General features: G+C 44.5%; 15 protein-coding genes and 8 tRNA genes. 4 read left to right on the forward strand and 19 right to left on the reverse strand.

Features of this window, described 5'->3' with window-relative positions; all coding sequences use genetic code 11:
- Window positions 1-9: 9 nt before the first annotated feature.
- Complete coding sequence (locus NL647_RS04440) at window positions 10-498, reverse strand: NYN domain-containing protein (protein WP_253649705.1); 489 nt, start codon at window positions 496-498, stop codon at window positions 10-12.
- Window positions 499-625: 127 nt separating this feature from the next.
- Here NL647_RS04440 and NL647_RS04445 point away from each other — a divergent pair, with 127 nt between their 5' ends.
- A complete protein-coding gene (locus NL647_RS04445) occupies window positions 626-1,066 on the forward strand; it encodes a DUF4174 domain-containing protein (protein WP_005446943.1) in 441 nt (146 codons plus the stop codon).
- 21 nt (window positions 1,067-1,087) lie between these two features.
- On the opposite strand, the gene cobA is transcribed toward NL647_RS04445, so the two are convergent.
- The 10 genes from cobA to NL647_RS04495 all read right to left on the reverse strand — a co-directional run bounded on the left by cobA (window position 1,088) and on the right by NL647_RS04495 (window position 9,240).
- Window positions 1,088-1,846 (reverse strand): uroporphyrinogen-III C-methyltransferase, encoded by a 759-nt coding sequence (gene cobA / locus NL647_RS04450; protein WP_009700199.1) that lies wholly within the window; start codon window positions 1,844-1,846, stop codon window positions 1,088-1,090.
- A gap of 297 nt (window positions 1,847-2,143) precedes the next feature.
- Window positions 2,144-2,992 (reverse strand): formate/nitrite transporter family protein, encoded by an 849-nt coding sequence (locus NL647_RS04455; protein WP_050938212.1) that lies wholly within the window; start codon window positions 2,990-2,992, stop codon window positions 2,144-2,146.
- A gap of 183 nt (window positions 2,993-3,175) precedes the next feature.
- Window positions 3,176-3,499, reverse strand: coding sequence for a nitrite reductase small subunit NirD (gene nirD, locus NL647_RS04460; protein WP_005387969.1), 324 nt, complete (start codon window positions 3,497-3,499; stop codon window positions 3,176-3,178).
- 13 nt (window positions 3,500-3,512) lie between these two features.
- Window positions 3,513-6,077: a nitrite reductase large subunit NirB gene (gene nirB / locus NL647_RS04465; RefSeq protein ID WP_045487527.1), complete on the reverse strand. Its 2,565-nt coding sequence runs from the start codon at window positions 6,075-6,077 to the stop codon at window positions 3,513-3,515.
- A 352-nt stretch (window positions 6,078-6,429) separates the two neighbouring features.
- Window positions 6,430-7,782, reverse strand: a complete 1,353-nt coding sequence (locus tag NL647_RS04470; RefSeq protein ID WP_080971581.1) for a diguanylate cyclase — start codon at window positions 7,780-7,782, stop codon at window positions 6,430-6,432.
- Between the two features lie 126 nt (window positions 7,783-7,908).
- Window positions 7,909-8,394: a hypothetical protein gene (locus NL647_RS04475; protein ID WP_009696661.1), complete on the reverse strand. Its 486-nt coding sequence runs from the start codon at window positions 8,392-8,394 to the stop codon at window positions 7,909-7,911.
- Window positions 8,395-8,746: 352 nt separating this feature from the next.
- Window positions 8,747-8,820 (reverse strand) — tRNA-Cys (locus NL647_RS04480).
- Window positions 8,821-8,987: 167 nt separating this feature from the next.
- Window positions 8,988-9,061: transfer RNA gene (locus NL647_RS04485), tRNA-Cys, on the reverse strand.
- Between the two features lie 5 nt (window positions 9,062-9,066).
- Window positions 9,067-9,142, reverse strand: a tRNA-Gly gene (locus NL647_RS04490).
- Window positions 9,143-9,153: 11 nt separating this feature from the next.
- A tRNA-Leu gene (locus tag NL647_RS04495) sits at window positions 9,154-9,240 on the reverse strand.
- Window positions 9,241-9,735: 495 nt separating this feature from the next.
- Between NL647_RS04495 and NL647_RS04500 the strand changes: the two genes are divergently transcribed.
- The 3 genes from NL647_RS04500 (at window position 9,736) to NL647_RS04510 (ending at window position 12,890) form a co-directional block, all read left to right on the forward strand.
- Window positions 9,736-10,782, forward strand: a complete 1,047-nt coding sequence (locus NL647_RS04500; protein ID WP_026138207.1) for a hypothetical protein — start codon at window positions 9,736-9,738, stop codon at window positions 10,780-10,782.
- Between the two features lie 86 nt (window positions 10,783-10,868).
- The gene (locus tag NL647_RS04505) at window positions 10,869-11,930 is read left to right on the forward strand and encodes a hypothetical protein (protein ID WP_253649706.1); all 1,062 of its coding nucleotides are present in this window, start codon (window positions 10,869-10,871) and stop codon (window positions 11,928-11,930) included.
- A 171-nt stretch (window positions 11,931-12,101) separates the two neighbouring features.
- The gene (locus tag NL647_RS04510) at window positions 12,102-12,890 is read left to right on the forward strand and encodes a lipase (protein ID WP_253649707.1); all 789 of its coding nucleotides are present in this window, start codon (window positions 12,102-12,104) and stop codon (window positions 12,888-12,890) included.
- Between the two features lie 82 nt (window positions 12,891-12,972).
- Here NL647_RS04510 and NL647_RS04515 read toward each other — a convergent pair whose 3' ends face one another.
- The 8 genes from NL647_RS04515 to NL647_RS04550 form a co-directional block, all read right to left on the reverse strand.
- Window positions 12,973-13,218, reverse strand: a complete 246-nt coding sequence (locus NL647_RS04515) for a hypothetical protein (RefSeq protein ID WP_005446964.1) — start codon at window positions 13,216-13,218, stop codon at window positions 12,973-12,975.
- 137 nt (window positions 13,219-13,355) lie between these two features.
- Window positions 13,356-14,879: an alpha-amylase gene (gene amyS, locus NL647_RS04520; protein WP_005446966.1), complete on the reverse strand. Its 1,524-nt coding sequence runs from the start codon at window positions 14,877-14,879 to the stop codon at window positions 13,356-13,358.
- Window positions 14,880-15,198: 319 nt separating this feature from the next.
- Window positions 15,199-15,272, reverse strand: a tRNA-Cys gene (locus NL647_RS04525).
- Window positions 15,273-15,277: 5 nt separating this feature from the next.
- Window positions 15,278-15,353 (reverse strand) — tRNA-Gly (locus tag NL647_RS04530).
- Window positions 15,354-15,450: 97 nt separating this feature from the next.
- Window positions 15,451-15,537, reverse strand: a tRNA-Leu gene (locus NL647_RS04535).
- A gap of 244 nt (window positions 15,538-15,781) precedes the next feature.
- Window positions 15,782-17,488, reverse strand: coding sequence for a D-lactate dehydrogenase (gene dld / locus NL647_RS04540; RefSeq protein ID WP_050908728.1), 1,707 nt, complete (start codon window positions 17,486-17,488; stop codon window positions 15,782-15,784).
- A gap of 447 nt (window positions 17,489-17,935) precedes the next feature.
- Window positions 17,936-18,838, reverse strand: a complete 903-nt coding sequence (locus tag NL647_RS04545) for a LysR family transcriptional regulator (RefSeq protein ID WP_253649708.1) — start codon at window positions 18,836-18,838, stop codon at window positions 17,936-17,938.
- Window positions 18,839-19,056: 218 nt separating this feature from the next.
- Window positions 19,057-19,130: transfer RNA gene (locus NL647_RS04550), tRNA-Cys, on the reverse strand.
- Window positions 19,131-19,278 lie beyond the last annotated feature (148 nt).

Below are 19,278 nucleotides of genomic sequence, written 5' to 3' on the forward strand. Positions count from 1 at the left end.
GAGAAGAAGTTAAAGAAGAAAGTCGTCATCGACAGCAACAAAATGGTCCGCGCAATCAATCAAGGTTTGGGAAGTTAACTTTGGTACGCCATACACTGTGACTTTCTTGTTAAAGCGTTGCTGAATGCGTTCCACCAACAAACTAAAATCGCCATCGCCAGATACCAGAACCACTTCATCTACTTCCGGCGCAATCTCAATCGCATCTAGTGTAATACCTACATCCCAGTCGCCTTTCGAGCTCCCGTCACGACGTTGAATATAAGGTTTAAGCATCACCTCAAACCCAACACCACGCAAAATATGGTGGAACTGACGCTGTTTTGGGTCATTGCTCGCAATGGCATAGGCACGTGCACTTACCACTTCTTTTCCTCGTGTCGCGACATACCAAAACTGGTTGTAATCAAAATTGCTGCGGTACGCTTCACGACAGGTGTAATACACGTTCTGTACGTCGACTAAGATTGCGATCTTTTGTTTGCTTTCAGAGTTCATCTATTTAATACGCTTTATTTGTTTGCCGCATACCCTATGCCACTTTGGACCAAAGCACAATGAGCTAATTCCACTAAACTTACCGTATAACGTGATAAACGAAGTCTCACGTTTCAAGGAGGGAGCCATGAACAAGTCGACGTTAGCCCTTTTGCTTGCATGCCTCATATCAGGCAATACGTTTGGTTATCCAGCACACTCACAGTACTGGCCACATCGCAGTGTCCTATACTTTGCCCCTGCGAATGACGACCACGTAAAACAGTTTTTGCTCGAAGCTTTGATGAATGAATGTGAATTGGAAGACCGCGATGTGATCACTTTAGTGATTGCAGAGGACGGTTTTACTGAACCTTCATGGTTAAAAGAAGAGTTCGATTTGAAAATGCTGGCTGCTCTCTACGAAGTCAAAGCAGGTCAACACACTGCGATTCTTTTGGGTAAAGACGGAGAAGAGAAACACCGCTGGGGTGCGAAGACTGATTGGCAGTTCATCAACGATTTGATCGATGAAATGCCAATGCGAAAAAGAGAGATGCAACAGAAACGCAGTCCTTGCGCGATCTAATGCTTAAGACTAAGTCTTCAGTTATTTTCCGAACCAGTCCAACTTGTTGTGCAATTGCGTCACGCTGCCAACCACAATCAACGCAGGGCTTACTGCTTGTTCTGCCATATTAGATAGCTCGTTCAGCTTACCTTGGAATACACGCTGCTCTGTGCGTGTGCCGTTTTCAATGATAGCGCATGACATCTCTGGGTCTAATCCATGTGTGATAAGCTTATCCATGATATGACCGCTTTGTTTCAACCCCATATAGAACACAAGCGTGTTATTTGACTGCGCTAGCGAGTGCCATTCAATCTCACGACCATCTTTTTGTACGTGGCCAGTAATGAACTGAACGCTTTGCGCGTGGTCACGATGCGTTAATGGAATACCTGCGTAAGCCGTTGCACCCGCAGCAGCTGTGATACCCGGAACCACTTCGTATTTGATGCCGAATTCTGCTAGCTCTTCTAGCTCTTCACCGCCACGACCAAAGATAAATGAATCGCCGCCTTTTAGACGTACAACGCGTTTACCTTCTTGCGCTTTTTGCACCAAGATTTGGTTGATTTGATCTTGAGGCACGCAGTGAAAGTCCAACTTTTTACCTACGTAGATCATCTCTGCTGATGCGTGAGCCAACTCTAGAATGTCTTTCGACACCAATCGGTCATACACCACAACTTCGGCTGCTTGAATGGCTTTTAAGCCCTTTACTGTCAGTAAATCTGGATCACCCGGACCTGCACCAACAAGAGAAACAAAGCCGCTGTTTAAAGATGAGTTAACAGTTGTCATATCAACGCCTATCGAAAAATTTAGATATAAAGAGAGACTCTGACAAAGAAACGCTTTTTATAGCCAAATAGCTTATTAGTATATGGGAACGAGGTTCCCTGCTCTGAAGTTCCTTCATCTAAGGAATGACAGGCTTTTCGCTTTGCTTGTTTTCGCATTAGATGAGCTGTATTTGTTGAATTGCCCCTATATGAGTCATTCCCGAAAGCGACGAAGGAGCGTAGTCGGGACTCTCTCAGTTCAAGTCCAAAGAGAGTCCCGACTTGTTCATTACCTAATATTGGCAATAAACCTCGATTATTTAGCCATTGCAGGCTGTGCTTTTACTTCTTCTTCAACATTGATAGAAGGCGCAGTTTTAGCGTGAGTTAGGTACAGTGGAATACAAGTCATCACTAGACCACCAACGATGTTACCTAGGATGGTTGGGATAAGGTTGAAGTTCAACCAAGTCGCAATACCGAAATCAGCGCCTAGAATCATACCTAGTGGGAATAGGAACATGTTTACCACTGTGTGCTCAAATACTAGTGCGAAGAAGATGAAGATTGGGAACCACATCATTGCTACGCGACCAGATACTGAACGTGCTGTCATGTTGCCGATAACGCCTAGACACACCATTAGGTTACAGAAGATGCCGCGAACGAAACACGTGATCCATCCGTCCATACCCATGTTTTCGAAACCAAGACTACGTGCTGTAGAAACAGCGACGAATTTCTTCGCTACTGCGTTCAATTCTAGAGAGAAGTTACCTGTTAGAGAGATAGCCACTAGGTAAGCAACGATTAGAGAACCGATTAGGTTACCCAAACCAACCAAACCCCAACAACGGAAGATACGACCCCAAGTGATACCAGGACGGTTTGCAAATTTAGCTAGAGGAGCCAGACCAAAAACACCTGTTACTAGGTCGTAACCCATCACACTTAGAATCACGAAACCAACTGGAAAGACAAGCGCACCCACAACGCCCACGCCCGTTTGTACGATAGTCGTAATAGCCACAACCACCGCCAGCGACAGGATGATACCCGCCATTGTACCGCGGAGTAACAAATCGCGAGTACTGGTGTTGGTTTTCGCTTCACCCACGTTGATCATGGTTTGAACGAATTCTGCAGGCTTAAAATCAGTAGACATGAATGTGTCCTTATTCAAAAAGTGAAAGTTAAAAAATTAAAGATTGAATAGAGAAAGGCTTCCCGTTAACTCAGTAACATCTCGCTTCCCTGTCCCCCGCAGATGACTCTGGAAAGCCTTTACCTATTAAATCTAGATCTCGGTTCATTCCCTCCCCCTTAGAGGAGGGAATGGAAACCAAGCTTATGCAGAAATCTCTACTTCGCCGTTGGTTACGCGCGTTTTGTACGCTTTCACGCTAAAACGCTCGTCTTCCATGCACGCACCTGTAGTCAGGTTAAAGCGCTGCTTTTTAAGTGGGCTTGCCACCCAAAGCTCGCCTTGGTGCTCACAGATCAAACCGCGAGAAAGCACGTTTGATTGGAAGAACGGGTCTGTGTTGCTGATCGCCAGCACTTCTTCTGCTTGTGTTGGGCGAAATACCGCAACTTGCTGACCATCAACCAGTGCACAAACACCTGTGCCCGGTACGATGTCGCTGATTTGGCAAATCTTTTCAAATGACATAATCAACCTTCCCTTATGCTTCAGTGATCGCTACGTGTAGGATGTCGCCTTTCGCTTCAGGGTGTTTTTCCGTGAAGGTTGCTGGGCGGTGCTGTTCACGCTCTTGTACAAACACGACGTTTTCATCGCGCTTGTCAGAGTTGATGAAGTGCGCGAAGCGAGTCAGTTGTGATTCGTCGTTGATAGTCGCAGTCCACTCACACTCGTATTCGTCGACAAGCTTCGCTACGTCTGCTTCTAGTTGCGCGTTGATGCCAAGTTTGTCTTCAACAATCACTTCGCGTAGGTAGTCAACGCCACCTTCCATGTTTTCCATCCAAACTGATGTGCGTTGTAGTGGCGCAGCAGTACGGATGTAGAACATCATGAAGCGGTCGATGTACTTGATTAGCGTTTCTTTATCTAGGTCGCTTGCTAGTAGGTCTGCGTGACGAGGTTTCATGCCGCCGTTACCACATACGTACATGTTCCAGCCTGCGTCAGTCGCGATGATACCAAGGTCTTTACCTTGTGCTTCCGCACACTCACGAGTACAGCCAGAAACACCGAACTTCATCTTATGAGGAGTACGAATGCCTTTGTAACGGTTCTCGATGTAAGAACCTAAACCAACAGAATCTTGAACACCGTAACGACACCAAGTTGAGCCAACACAGGTCTTCGCCATACGAAGTGCTTTTGCGTACGCTTGACCTGTTTCGAAACCAGCGTCGATAAGCTTACGCCAGATCTCTGGAAGATCGTCTTTTTGTGCACCAAACAGACCAATACGTTGAGCACCGGTTACTTTGGTGTATAGGTTGTATTCTGCAGCAACGTTCGCTAGCGCACCCAGTGCTTGAGGCGTTACTTCACCACCCGCCATACGTGGGATCACAGAGTAAGTACCGTCTTTTTGGATGTTACCTAGGAAGTTGTCGTTCGTGTCGTGCAGCTTAACCAGTTGTGGCTTAAGAATGTGCTCACCCCAGCAAGAAGCCAAGATAGAACCAGCCAATGGTTTACAAACTTCACAGCCATAACCTTTACCGTATTTTTCTAGAAGCTCATCAAACGTTTTGATCTCTTCAATGCGGATTAGGTGGAATAATTCTTGGCGTGAGTATGCAAAGTGCTCACACACGTCGTTCTTCACTTCGATGCCAGATTTAGCAAGCTCAGCATTTAGAACAGAAGTGACTAGAGGAATACAACCACCACAGCCTGTACCTGCGCCAGTCACGGCTTTGATGTCGCCCAATGTGTGGTGACCATCAGCAACCGCTTGTGCGATCTTGCCTTTTGTTACGTCGAAACAAGAACAGATTACTGCGCTTTCTGGTAGAGCGTCTGCACCTAGTGCCGGTTTCTCAGCGCCTGCGTGTGCAGGAAGGATCAACGCATCCGGGTGCTCTGGCAGGTCGATTTCGTTCAACATAAGTTGAAGCAGGTCGCCGTAATCAGAGGTGTCACCGACCATAACCGCGCCAAGCAGTTTCTTGTTGTCTTCAGAAACGATAAGACGTTTGTAAACTTCTTGCTCTTCGTTTTGGTAAACGTAACTCTTACAGCCTTCGGTACGACCGTTTGCGTCACCGATTGAACCTACTTTTACACCAAGAAGTTTCAGCTTCGCAGACATGTCAGCGCCTTCGAATTTGCTTTCTGTGTTACCTAGTAGGTGATCAACGGCAACTGTTGCCATCTTGTAGCCAGGAGCAACCAGGCCGTAGAACATTTCGTTCCAAGACGCACACTCACCGATGGCGTAGATGTTCTCATCAGAAGTCTGGCAATGGTCGTTGATAGCGACACCGCCACGAGGCGCCACTTCTAGTTCCATTTGGCGCGCTAGTTTGTCTTGTGGACGAATACCTGCGGAGAATACGATGAAGTCTGTTTCTAGCTCTGAACCGTCAGCAAAACGCATAACGTTGCGCGCATTTGTGCCTTCTGCCGCGATCTCAAGCGTGTTTTTGCTAGTGTGAACGTTCACGCCCATGCGCTCGATCTTTTGACGAAGTTGGTTACCACCAGCTAGATCAAGTTGCTCAGCCATTAGCTTTGGTGCGAACTCAACAACGTGCGTTTCTACACCTAGTGCTTTCAATGCACCTGCTGCTTCGAGACCTAGCAGACCACCACCGACAACAACACCTGATTTGCTCTTCTTCGCACACGCTTCGATCGCTTTAAGATCTTCGATAGTGCGGTAAACAAAACAGTCTTTGCTTTCGTGACCTTTGATAGGTGGAACAAATGGGAATGAGCCAGTAGCAAGAATCAGCTTGTCGTATTGAACTTCACGACCAGTGCTTGAGTAAACAATGCGGTTTTCACGGTTGATGTTAATCGCACGCTCACCGATCAACATGTTAATGCCGTGTTTCTCGTAGAAGCCTTCTTTCACTAAAGAAAGTTCATCTGCAGTATGGTGAGAAAAGTAAGAGGAAAGGTGCACACGGTCGTATGCGACACGAGGTTCTTCACAGAAAACCGTAATGTCCATATTAGACATATCAGCTTTCTCGACTAAGTCTTCGATATAACGGTGGCCTACCATACCGTTACCGATGACTACTAGCTTCAACTTGCTCATTGTACTTCCTAAGGGTTAGGTTCTTATAACTGAGCGCATTGTTAAATGTGAAAGAAAATTAATACATGATGTAAATCAATTACGGAATCAAACTACCCTAAAGGGGTAGATAGGTTAAAACCCTCGATTTAAAAGGGTCTAACGGTAAATTTGCTACATCTTTGTGTAGTAATTCATCACCAAGAAGATAAACTCTTAACATTTCTTCATAAATAAAATGAATCTATTTGGCAGGTACGTGTTGAAAACGGTTTAGCAGTATTGAATTTGTTTGAAAAAATTCAAGATTTTATGATGCGATAAAACTAGATCAGAGTAAGCCCTACTCTTTTACACCATTAGGCTGTGCTGATTATATTTCAATTGGTTTGTCCATAATCACAACGTTGCGTCCTTTATCTTTGGCTAGGTATAAGTTTTTATCCGCAACCTCAAAGGCTTGTTCGAGTGCTTTCTCGCATGCATCCACACTCGGATAAGGCGTTATTTTTGTCAGAGGCACCGCCCCTACTGAAATGGTCACAACTTGTGATGGAAGATTTTTGGCATGTGGAATGGCTAAAGCCTCTACGGCTTGTCTTAAATGTTCTACTTTTGCTTGAAGCACATCTAAGGTATTCCCGTAAACAAGCAAGGCAAACTCCTCGCCGCCTAATCGAAACGAAGGTTGGTCTTTCCCTAGAAACGAGCGAAAGAGTTCAGCAACATCACATAACGCGTTATCCCCTTCGATATGTCCGTATGTGTCATTAAACTTTTTAAAGTTATCGATATCGCACAAAACGAAGCAGGCATAATTCATACTACCTACCGTTTGCTGAACAAACAGTGGTGCAGTACGTTTATACAAGTAACGCGACCCTAATCCCGTCAAGGCATCGGTATCAGTTTGTTGACGAAGAACGCGCAACTGGTTTTTGATTTTCGTAATCAAGCTGGAATATGAACGAGCTAAGTCACCAATTTCATCCGAACGCTGAATTTCAGGAATATACGATTGGTCGATCTTTTCAATGTCTTTTTTCATCGACATTGAAAGACGCTTGAGTGGGCTAACAATCCACATGGTGACCATGTATATCATCACCATAGAAATTAACGAAGCGATTAACGCCTCATTAAGCAGCTCTTTAATTAGCGTCGTTTTGATAGTGTCGAGTTTACTTGCATCTAATACCGCCCAAATGTAGCCACCGTTTACGTTTCTTAAAGGCAGACAAACATGAAGCACCGATAGATTGGCATCGTAGTAGAAGTCGGTTTGTCGAAGATAGTCTTTTGTCCATGGAAGATTGGTATCTTGATTGAGCCCCTTGCTGATTTGTAGTGCCTCTAAATCAACCTTTGCTTTGTTGATAAGGTATTGGAGCTTATTACGCTTAATTTCATCTGTGTCAGGCGTCGCCGCCAAGATATGCTCAAGATTTCCCTTTTGCGCTTGGAGCGCCCTTACCTCCTGATCGCTGACATCAATTCGCCACACTTGATTGGATTGTGCCAAATATCGAACTGCCACTTTTTGTTCTTTGTAATCTGACGTGCCGGAGACCTCAACAAACAGTAGACCATCGATGGCTCTGAAGTTCTCTTTGGTCGAAGGCATCATCAAGTTTGCATAATTACGACCCGCTATAGAGCCGGAGAGAAACGTCATTTGTGAAGACAGATGCGTTTTCGCCATAATCACTGCATGCTCGATACGCATATCCCATTCACTTTGGAAGCGCGTATAGGACAACCCAGAAATAATGGAAATCACTAAAACCAGATGCGATAAAAAAAGCATCTGGTTTATCGTCAACCAACCGAAAACTCGATTACTCACTTTGGACTACTGCTTATCTTTGTACACATCCAAAACGGGCTCTGCGCAAGTACCGTTTATACAGATGTCCTGATAAGTAGTATGGCAACTTTGACAAAACGAAGGCGCCAATGAAGGATGTGAATGGCTAATGTCTTTTCCTTTACGGTCATAGCTGCCATAAATTGCCATACCTCCAATATGTTCTGTCACCCACACGATACCTTCTACTTCTGAAATCGCCACCGCCGTCGGTCCATCTGTATACGGACCGTGAGTTTTGTATTGCTCTATTTTGTTCGGATTCACTCGGATAGTAAGTGGTGACCCCTGACCATTGTTGATCCAGCTGTAGGCTCTTACGGATTCTTGAATAAATAGTGAAGTATCTGGCGGCAGGACAGTATCTGCAGGTAGGTTTTGTGACTCTTTAACAACGGGCCAATCTTGCCACCCTTCTGGGTAACTTGCCATTGACGCTGCAAAAGCAGTATAAGATGCAGTGCTCATCATCAAGACTACGATTTGCCTGCTCAATTGTGTTAACACGTGTGTTTCTCCATAAACCGAATACGCTCTTCCTGAGCAAAAAGACTAACACTTTCATATATTAACAAGTGTTAATATATGATGTTATCAATTAGCCCTTAGTAATGCACATAGTTTATAGACAACAACGTTCTGTTAATACAGTTGAATGATCAAATTGAGATCGTTGAGCAGTTATGCCCAGTCGAAAATCAGGGTGAAATAGAATTAAGAGTTAGATGTAAAGGTTATTGATACTTTTATCGAAGAATCACAACGAACAGGCGAATTCTCACGACCGATTGGTCAGAGGTCTGAATTGAAACAAGAAAGAGAATGGAGGCGCCTCCCGGAGTCGAACCGAGGTCCACGGATTTGCAATCCGCTGCATAGCCACTCTGCCAAGGCGCCATAGTGTTTCGTTTTGAAACTTTGAAAGGTTCGTAAGAGCGTTTGCTCTTTCGATTATCACCACGTTACTAAACCGAGATAGAGTCGTTTATCTTCAACGCCTTCGTTTTAATAAGCAGCAATTATACAGTAAACATTCAATAGATATGTAATGGTACTTTATTGAATGGAGGCGCCTCCCGGAATCGAACCGAGGTCCACGGATTTGCAATCCGCTGCATAGCCACTCTGCCAAGGCGCCTCAACTGGAGCGACACACGAGGTTCGAACTCGTGACCTCAACCTTGGCAAGGTTGCGCTCTACCAACTGAGCTAGTGTCGCAGAATTTGAGATGGTGCCCCGGGCCGGACTTGAACCGGCACAACGCGAACGTCGAGGGATTTTAAATCCCTTGTGTCTACCAATTCCACCACCAGGGCAACGCAATCAATGCGATGGTAACACCACCTGCTCTAACGACCTGCGCCGTGAGAACGAGGCGTACTTTAACGGATTAAGATTTTAGGTCAACAACAAATTTTATCTTTTTTATTCATGCGGTTAAAAAGCAGACTCAGGCGAATACTCCGCACCCAATTCGACCATTCCATGTACACATCCATCACTCTTACATGATGTTTTTTCTCAACGTACTCTCCATGAATGCCCTTCAACGAATAATGGTCCCCGAGACGAGAGGATAAAATAATGAATTTATCAACAATTTTATAAACCACTTAGGCAAATGCTCTCATTTATAGCAAAAAAAATCTTCATTCTTGTACCTCGCTAACATTTCACTGATCCGATGTGTTGTTAGTATTTATTCATGGCGCTAATCATACCATTGAGCAAAAGTGGTTTTGATGTTTGTTTTTTGCTTATTAAACGTTGCTATTACTAGCAAGTCTAAACATTCAAAGGTTAATAACATCATGAATAAAATGACAAAAGTTGCCTCACTCGCAGTGGCGATGGCATTTTCCGGAGTTTCCAACGCTGCCATTGGGGATTACAAAGTAGTCCTCATTCACGGTTTCCAACCCGATCAATTGCAAACTCAACCTTCGCGAACGCAAGTTGAAACAGAAGGAGCGGATTATTGGAAAGATTATTGGATGCAATACGCCGATGCGCGGATTGACTGGCCTTCGCAAGAGCGCGTCGAAGGTAAAATTACCAGTGATTACGTTTGGCCGAAGCTTCAAGAGTTGTCGAGAAATGGGACATGCCAGCCGGGTTGTATCTTAGTGACCCACTCTACCGGTGATCTTGTCGCAAGGTATCTCCTTGATAACCAAGAGAACTGGCTAACTAACGCAGGGCTTACTCCCCTCAACGTCGTTGCCACCTTCGACTTCGCAGGTGCCGGTGGTGGCTCAGAGCTGGGTGATATCGTCATCAATATTACGGAAGGTGGCGGCTGGACAAACAGTGCCATGCGCTATGCTATTTCGCTCTGGCTTGGTGATACTCCAAACAAAAACAACACTGGAGTGTTAAACGACCTTAAAGTCTCAAATGCTCGCCAAATAGCGATGCTGCCTGATCACCGAATTCCTCGCATTCGTTTTGTCGGCAATGGGAGTGATTATTTTAAAGCAACAGCAAGTTTCTTACCGGGCAAAGACGATGGCGTTGTAGCCGCGCACTCATCCTGTGGTTCTTCTAGCTCCGGTAGTTTCGACAGTTGTTCGACTCACTTAGCGATGGACGGTAAAGTATCTTCACAAAGTAAAGGTGTAACAAGCTTGATGCCTAACCATTACCCTTTCATCATGGGAAATGGCTACAGCCACAGCGAAGTGATTGGCTCAAAGCACAAAGGGAAAGTGACGTCTAGCAACACTTCTGTTGCACTCGCGGACGGTCACTCAGTCAAAGTCGATAGCTATCAACAAAATGGATGGTTCGGCAGTAAGTACATTTATGTTCAAGGTTCCCAACAAGATACAATGTCTGAGATTGCTGCAGGATTATAACTAAGTTCAGTTTAAATCCGTACAGGAGCCAAGCAATACATCGTTTGGCTCTGTTTACCCACAGTGGATGATTCAAGAGATTGAATATGAACAACAAAAAACTTATTGCCCTTGTTGCGTTCGTAACGCTCGGTGCTGTCACACTCTTTATTTTGAAATCCCCCTCCGACGAACCTGAAACGTCGACTCAAACTGAAATATCCCAAGATCTCATGCCACATAAGCAAGCTTCTTCTATCGTTAAGCCAAGGCAAGTAACAACAGAGCCAGCCAACGTAGAGTATGACGATTCTCCGCTGATAGAGGATATTACTTCTTCGCAAGATCTCGAGTTAATCGCAGTGCGTCACGAGCAAGTTTTACAATACCCCTCATATTCCCAGCCCATCCTTGGAGAGAATAGTCCTTATTTAGATTGGAACCATTTTGAGGAAGTGCCCGTTCCCGTATTAGATGGAAAAGACACAGCGACACTTAGTTTAACCAAGTATCGCCACTTCTTCCCAGACGATATCGAAGTCAATTTGAAATCCTCTAGCAATATAGTGACAGCGTCACTAGATGTCGAAGATATTGAGCAGCAAAAGACACTCGCCACTTTTACGATGGAAGAAACCGGCTGGCGTATATCCCCAAAACCTGATTGGCCAGAAGAGTTAAGGCTGGTTGCACATATCACTTTTGAGCAAGGCGAAGACGTCATTAGTACTGATTTACGTCTCTTTCATTCTGTCGCAAGTATTGTCAATGTAGGCAGCGGCACGCAAAAAAATACTGATATGATCATTCCTATTACGTTACAAATTGATAAAGCTGGTATCTATCGAGTAAGGGGGAACCTGTATCAATCGAACGGCTCCGCGATTGCGTCATTGGTGCACAAGCAGCGTTTATCGGAAGGAGAGCAAACCATTGAGCTTAAGGCTTTCCATAAAGTCCTTTTAAAAGGCAAAACGGATTATGAACTGCGTGACATCATGATAGAACGCATGTCTGGATTTCCGGGAGAAAAAGCGCAATACGGTCAAAGCGAAAGCGAAGTATATCCAATCGGCGCGTTTGATTCCGGTCTTCTCTCTGATGAGCCTTATGAGATGAGTGATAAAGAAAAACAACAACTTGAGTTTCTTCATCAAGCATCAAACTAACTTTGTCCACACTTTATGTGTCCGTACTCAAGCGCTAAGCTCGCTTGAGTACAAACAAAGAACCTCCACTTCACTTATCAAATTTCACCCTGAATTTAGTCCTGCTCATTTCATCGGTTTTTCATATTTCATGTCTAGAGTTTTAAATTGACAAAGACTAAGAAGAAAAACGTGAAGCCATTAAAACGATACCAATACGAACGCTACGCCGTGCTGTGTAATCTCTCCTACCCCAGAGTCTTTAAACAGACACGCTATGGGTTTGACCCTAATGGGCAGCGGATCATTAAAAACGAATTTGGCAAAACCATGATCCGTGTTTTATGGAGTAAAAAACGTACTGAGGTCGTTGTGGTTATTAAAGGCTCGCACAGTATTACCGATTGGTTGCTGAACTTTGCCATGTGGACTCGTAGCTGCAAGCGATTAGGACTTAACTATCGCATCCATGCAGGTTTCTACCATTTGTTGTTTCAAGAAAGCCAACCTTCTCGAAATGAAGATCGTCTCGGTTTGAGCGTGATTGAGCGGCTAGAAGCCACCGTTGTACCTCTGATTCTACAAGGTAAGCGCATCACCATTACTGGACATTCGTCGGGCGGCGCAATTGGCAGCGTGTTTGCCGACTATATCGAACGTAAGTACCCAAAAAGCATCAAACGAGTGGTGACATTTGGTCAACCAGCGATTGGTAATTGGACATTCAAGAAACACTATCGTTTAAGTCACAAAACCTATCGAATCTGTTGCGACATCGATATTGTTACTTTTATGCCTCCGGTACCTTTTCTTTATTGGCATGTAGGTAAAATGTTGTGGCTTTATAATGGAAGAATTTATGAGAACACGCCAACGTTAATGCGCCTTGGGCGTTCTTTGGTAAGTTGGTTGATCCGCCCTTTTTCCTATCACTTAATGAGCAAGTACATTCGCAACAAAGACTTCTTTGATGAGCGTTAATCCATTACTTCGCTTTCGTGTGATTCAGCGACAGATACAAAAAGAGCCAGTATTAAACTGGCTCTTTGTTCTTGGTTCAGAATTACAAAGACGCAATTTCTTTATCAAGTTGGTATTTGTTGTCAGTAACGATGCGCTCTAATACTTCGACGCGCTGTTTCAGGTCGTCTATTTGTTTGTTAAGACCATCTCGCTCTTCTTGATTCATCAGTTTACGCTCAGAGATTTCGAGCGCTTTTACTTCCTTGCGATGATTAAGAATCAACTTAACGATACCACCACCGAATATTGCACCGAATATAATCGCAATAGTTGCAACTTCCTGCATAGATTCCTTTCCTTAATCTGCCTACTGATAATGCTCAACAATAAAGTTACGCATTTGTTTCATGAATATCAAATAAGACATTGATTAAATGCATGCTATTTTCGAAATTGGTCACACCTGCAACTCTTCACTCGAGATTATTTAACGCCAACCCAAACAGAAACCGATCCGCCGTTCACTGGGAATTCCGCCCATCCACTAGCGTTAGTCCATACTTCTTCGGTACGAATACCTAGTTTATCGACATAACGTGTGCTCGGTGAACCTGTGTACATCCACTTTGTTCCGCCAGGACCATCACTCATGATAACCGCCATAGAGTTCGGATGTTCCGCATCCCCTTCTCGTGTCCAACCAATCACATCCCAGTGGTCAAGGTAAGAATGTTGTTTACCATAAGCATAATCTTTACGCGCTTTCACCAATTGCTCAATGTAAGGCACTTTCACCATGTTGATATCGTGCCCTTTATCGCTGTATTGCGCACCGTAGTAATCTGCGTAGAAGACTGACGGATAACCTTCCTCACGAAGCAAAATGAACGCGTACGCAAGTGGTTTGAACCACCAATCCACCGGAGACTCTAAGGCCTGTAGTGGTTGCGTATCATGGTTCTCAACCAGTGTTACTGCTTTCACTGGGTTGTCTTTCATCAAGGTGCCATCCATGATTCGGCGCATATCAAAGTTGCCACCCGAGCGTGAAGCGTTATAGAAGTTCATATGTAACGGAGCATCAAACAATGACATGCTGCCAGAAGTCTTAGTGATAAAGTTGTGCAGATTGTTCACGTCGTAGTTCCAGTACTCACCAACGGTAAAGAGCTCTTTACCCGTTTTCTTACGCAAGTAATCGATCCACTCTTGTAGGTACTGATATTTGATGTGTTTCACTGCATCCATTCGGAAGCCATCAACACCCGTCATGTTTAAGTACCATTCACCCCAATCTTTCAGCTCTTGCTTCACTTCTGGGTGATCCATGTCTAAGTCTGCGTACATGAGGTAGTCATAGTTGCCTTTTTCAGAACTGACTTCCCAATCCCATGCTTTACCATCACCTTTGAATTTAAAGATCGCTTTCTCTTTACCTGCGTCATCCCAATCGACGCCATCAAAGTGATACCACGTCCAATGGAAGTCTGAGTATTTATCGTTACGTCCTGGGAAGCTAAATTCAACCCATGCTTCAATCCATTTATCGCCGAGTTCAATATTGCGGTTGTTCCAATCCACACGCTTGGTATCGACCCACGACTTGCCATCTGCACCGCCACGATGGTTGAACACTACGTCACCATAAATTTGGATATTGTTTTTGTGTGCTGCTTTGATGGCATTTAGATATTGGTCTTTGGTGCCGTACTTAGTTCGTACCGATCCTTTTTGATCAAACTCCCCTAAGTCATACATATCGTAAACACCGTAACCAACGTCGTTGCTACCACCTGCGCCTTTATATGCTGGTGGCAACCACAGCGCTGTAAAACCGTTGTCGGATAGTGCTGGCGCATTGTTTTCAACTTGTGTCCAGAGTGCACCGTCATTTGGCACATACCAATGGAAATACTGCATCATGGTTCCATTTTGTGCCGCCAATACCGGCGAACTCAGCAGCAAAGTTAAAGGTAAAAGTGTGGGTTTAAGGTTGAATGTTTTCATTATTTTTCTCTCACGTTTTAGAACGAAGTTCGAACTTGGAGAGCCAACATGACGACTGGAAGAGATCCAACTAACCGTCTGTTGTACAACAAAAAGTTCGGACTACAATCGTGGAGAAATTATCACCAATCACCCTCTACAATTATTGAGTTGTATAACATTTATAAAACCAATAACTAATTGAGCGAAATTATTGAATCACGATCAAATAATCAGGGAGGAGATAACCAAAAAGCGTAGCGAAATTGAGACTTAAGCGATGAATTATCATGCTTTAAAACGAAAAAAGCCCGTCATGATGACGAGCTTTCGAAAATAATGGAGGCGCCTCCCGGAGTCGAACCGAGGTCCACGGATTTGCAATCCGCTGCATAGCCACTCTGCCAAGGCGCCTCAACTGGAGCGACACACGAGGTTCGAACTCGTGACCTCAACCTTGGCAAGGTTGCGCTCTACCAACTGAGCTAGTGTCGCATAATTTGAGATGGTGACCCGAGCCGGAATTGATGATCCGACACTAGGCCGGTCAACTCGACGGCGGGATATTAAATTCACCCACTCAATTTTCGGATGGTGCCCCGGGCCGGACTTGAACCGGCACAACGCGAACGTCGAGGGATTTTAAATCCCTTGTGTCTACCAATTCCACCACCAGGGCAACGCAATCAATGCGATGGTAACACCATCTGTTCTAACGACCTTCGCCGTGAGAACGAGGCGTACTTTAACGGATTAAGATTTTAGGTCAACAAAAATTTATTCTTTTTGATTCAGATGGTTAAAAACACGACTGAACGTATGGGAGTTGAGCGATTCGATTAAAATTCAAACCACTTCTACCACCATTTATTACTAAAAGAGCCACTGTTTAAGCGACTCTCCACATCATATCGGTTTAGTGCTTAAGCACAACAGTTACAGTTGCGCTTGTAGCGGTCCATTTTACCTATGCCTGGGTTAAAGGTGTTGGTCGGGTCAAGTTGATGATAGAACTTTTGTAGCGAGTTTTCTGCTTCATATAAGTGACCTACGTTGTGTTCTGCTGGGTATTTCGCGCCACGACTATTTAGGTGCTCCAGCATCAGTTTCTTCATCAGCTTGGTGTCTGTACCCTTCTTAAAGATGTAGTCTTGGTGGAACACATAACACATGAAATGCCCATAATAGAGAGACTTAACGAGGTTCTTACTTACTTCCTCAGGTAATGTTTCTAACCATTCTTCATCGTTACGACGTAACGCAATGTCGAGAGCAACAATGTCTTCCACTTCCTTGCGGTGAATGGTTTCGTAACGAATTGCTGCACCTGCCGCTGCAAAACGGTGTAGATACGCTTTCTTACCCTCTTCTGGTGTACATTCGAAGAAGTCACTATCGTGCTCAGCTGCCCAAACCTCTTTGAGGTATTTCTGCGCTTCGGCAATACCGCCGTCACTCATTTTAAGTACAAGATGGTGCTCGTACTTATCACGGTATTCCAACATGCGCTTAGGAAGGTGCTGTGGGAATAGCTTGCTTGCGTAGTAGAGAATAGTATCTGGCAGGTATTTACTGACTAACGGTACACGCTCTAAGAAGTTTTCAACCTTAGCTTTTAGCGAGAACATCTTAGGCAGATTGTCCGTGCCTAATAAATCGATAGAAAGGAACACATCTTTACCGTATTTTTCCGCCATGTTGAAGATATCACGGTGAAGGTACTCACCCATTTCTGGTAAGTTTTCGAATTGAGTAAGGAAGTCTTTTCTCAGCTTGGTCAATTTCTCTGGGTCGTTAGTGCCTAAATAGAACACCTGCTCTTTCTCTGGGATTGGATAGCTGTCGACTCGAACCGCAAACACGCCCAGTTTACCCGCACAACCGCTCGCCTCGTACAGACGGCGTTCGTCGGCATTAAAGCGTGATGGAATATCAGACGTCACATCACGGACACGTTCATCGTATTCTTTATCCGACGCCATACGTTCATCATGAATCACTTTATCTGGGTCGAAATTACCATCTTGGATGTTCTGTAAGATCTCTTCAGGCGTCGAGCCTAATCCTTCAATACCAAGGTGGTTAACAAGATTGAGCTTACCGTCTTTGTCCACCTGAGCGAATATGGCTAATTCTGTGTAAGCAGGACCACGTTTAACCAAAGCGCCACCAGAGTTGTTCGCAATACCACCTACAACTGTTGCTCCAAGAGAAGAAGAACCAATCACCGAATGCGGCGCGCGATTAACTGCTCGCAACTCTTTTTCTAACGAATGCAGACTCGCCCCCGGAAGACAAACGGCTTGCTTACCCCCGTCTAACAGATAGATTTGCTTCATCTTGGTGATATTGATCACCACCACATCGCGGTCGTAATCACTACCACTTGGCGCTGAGCCTTCGGTCAGACCCGTCTTAGCCGCCTGCATGATGATGATGCAATTATTGTCGACACATTGTTGGATGACCTTCCACTGCTCTAGCAAAGTGTTAGGAAAAACCACCGCCAACGCCGTGCCGCTTCCTGAGCGAAAACCACTGCGGTAATACTTGGTTTTGATTTGATCGGTAAGGACATTTTCTTCCCCGACAATGGTGACAAACGCGTCGATGAGCTGCTTCTGTTTCATATCCGTATCTCTAGTTATTATACCCAGCCAATATAAGTAGTCCGAATCTGAACGTCCATGCCACCAAAGTCCGATAACGACGCCCAGATCAAGTTAACTACATTAATTACCCATACATTCAATCACTTAAAATTCTTAGAACTGTAAAATCAACAAAGAAACTTATCGTTTCCAAAAAGAAACAATAGCAAAGTACATTGTTAACAAATGTGCACGATATCGAAGAACAAGAAAGTTAAAAGGGATGACGAGGCTTTGTATTCCTGACCTTGTCAGAATATTGAGTCAGAACAAAACCACAACATGTGAATACCATGACGTTATAGCAGCGTTATATGGCTGTGACATTGCCGATCAGTGAAGAAAATAGTTAGAGTGGAGAGTTTAAAATTTAGAGCAAATCCCTTCAATCAAAGGAGAATCACTCCTTTGAGAAAAGTTGAGCCACTAGAATTGATGGCTACGACTTTGAAAGCACTGATAGAGATGCTCGATAAAGATCTTAATCTTTTCTGGTTGCTGACGAGTGTATGGGTACACGGCATAAATACCCAAGCACTTAGCTGTTTCGTCTTTAAACAACTGAATCAGTTTGCCTTGCTGTAAGTCTTCATAAACCAGCACCCGAGGCACATAAATAATACCTTGCCCTAGCAAAGCGACGTTACGTAACGCAGATGAGTTATTGGTACATAGATTCCCATCTACCTTAACCTGATACACCTCATCATCACGCTTGAAAACCCACTCACGTGCACCTGTCTCTTGATAGGCGTAAACCAAACAGTTGTGCTTAGTGAGATCGTCCGGCGTTTTTGGTCTGCCATGTTTGGCGACGTACTTAGGCGATGTACACACAATCCAGTTTGCATCAACAAGCTTGCGTGCGATTAGGCTTGAGTCTGGTAAAACCCCAGTGCGAATAGCAAGGTCAAAACCTTCGTTGACGATGTCAGCAAACCGGTTGTCCAGCTCCATATCAATGTTGATATCAGGGTAAGCTTGGTTGAATTCAGAAATAACCGTAGGAAGGATAAGTTCACCAGAGATGGTCGGAACGGTAATCTTGATGTTGCCGGATAGGCTCTTACCTAAACCAACAATGGATTCTTCTGCAGTTGCGACGGCTTGGTAAACGCTACGCGCATGTTCGAAGAAGGATTGCCCTGCTTCTGTCAGTTTTAGCGTGCGAGTGGTTCGATAAAGCAGTTGAACGCCTATCTCCTGCTCTAATTTGGCAATACGCTTACTGACGACCGACTTAGTAAGTTCCATTTGTCTTGCTGCGGCGCTGAATGAACCTTGCTCAACCAAATGATAGAAAATAATGTAGTCGTCGGTATTTCTCATGTGTCTTCACTGCTTCCTTGTTGAAGAACATATTGTAAAGGGCTTTAAAGCTAAATGCTGGCTGAGAAGTCACACTTGAGAAGCGCATCTTTCTGTATGCAAACACTCAACGAGTGCTTGTTCAGCTTGCCAAGCATCAGATACAAAAAAACCAGCTTTCGCTGGTCTATTGGTGATGCTTTTGCATCTGGATATCGCCATTGCCATACCCAAAAATATGGAGGCGCCTCCCGGAGTCGAACCGAGGTCCACGGATTTGCAATCCGCTGCATAGCCACTCTGCCAAGGCGCCAAATTGTTTACGCTTAAAGGCTCTGCCCCGTTGCGTTGGTTGCTACTTTACGGATTCAGGAAATATAGTCAAACAAAAATCCAAAATTTCTGTTTGTTTGCTTTGTTTTAAACCAATCCGATGTTAATTCGACCTAAACCGTCCAGAT

Source organism: Vibrio sp. Y29_XK_CS5, from assembly GCF_024181835.1.
GTDB classification, from domain to species: Bacteria; Pseudomonadota; Gammaproteobacteria; order Enterobacterales; family Vibrionaceae; genus Vibrio; species Vibrio harveyi.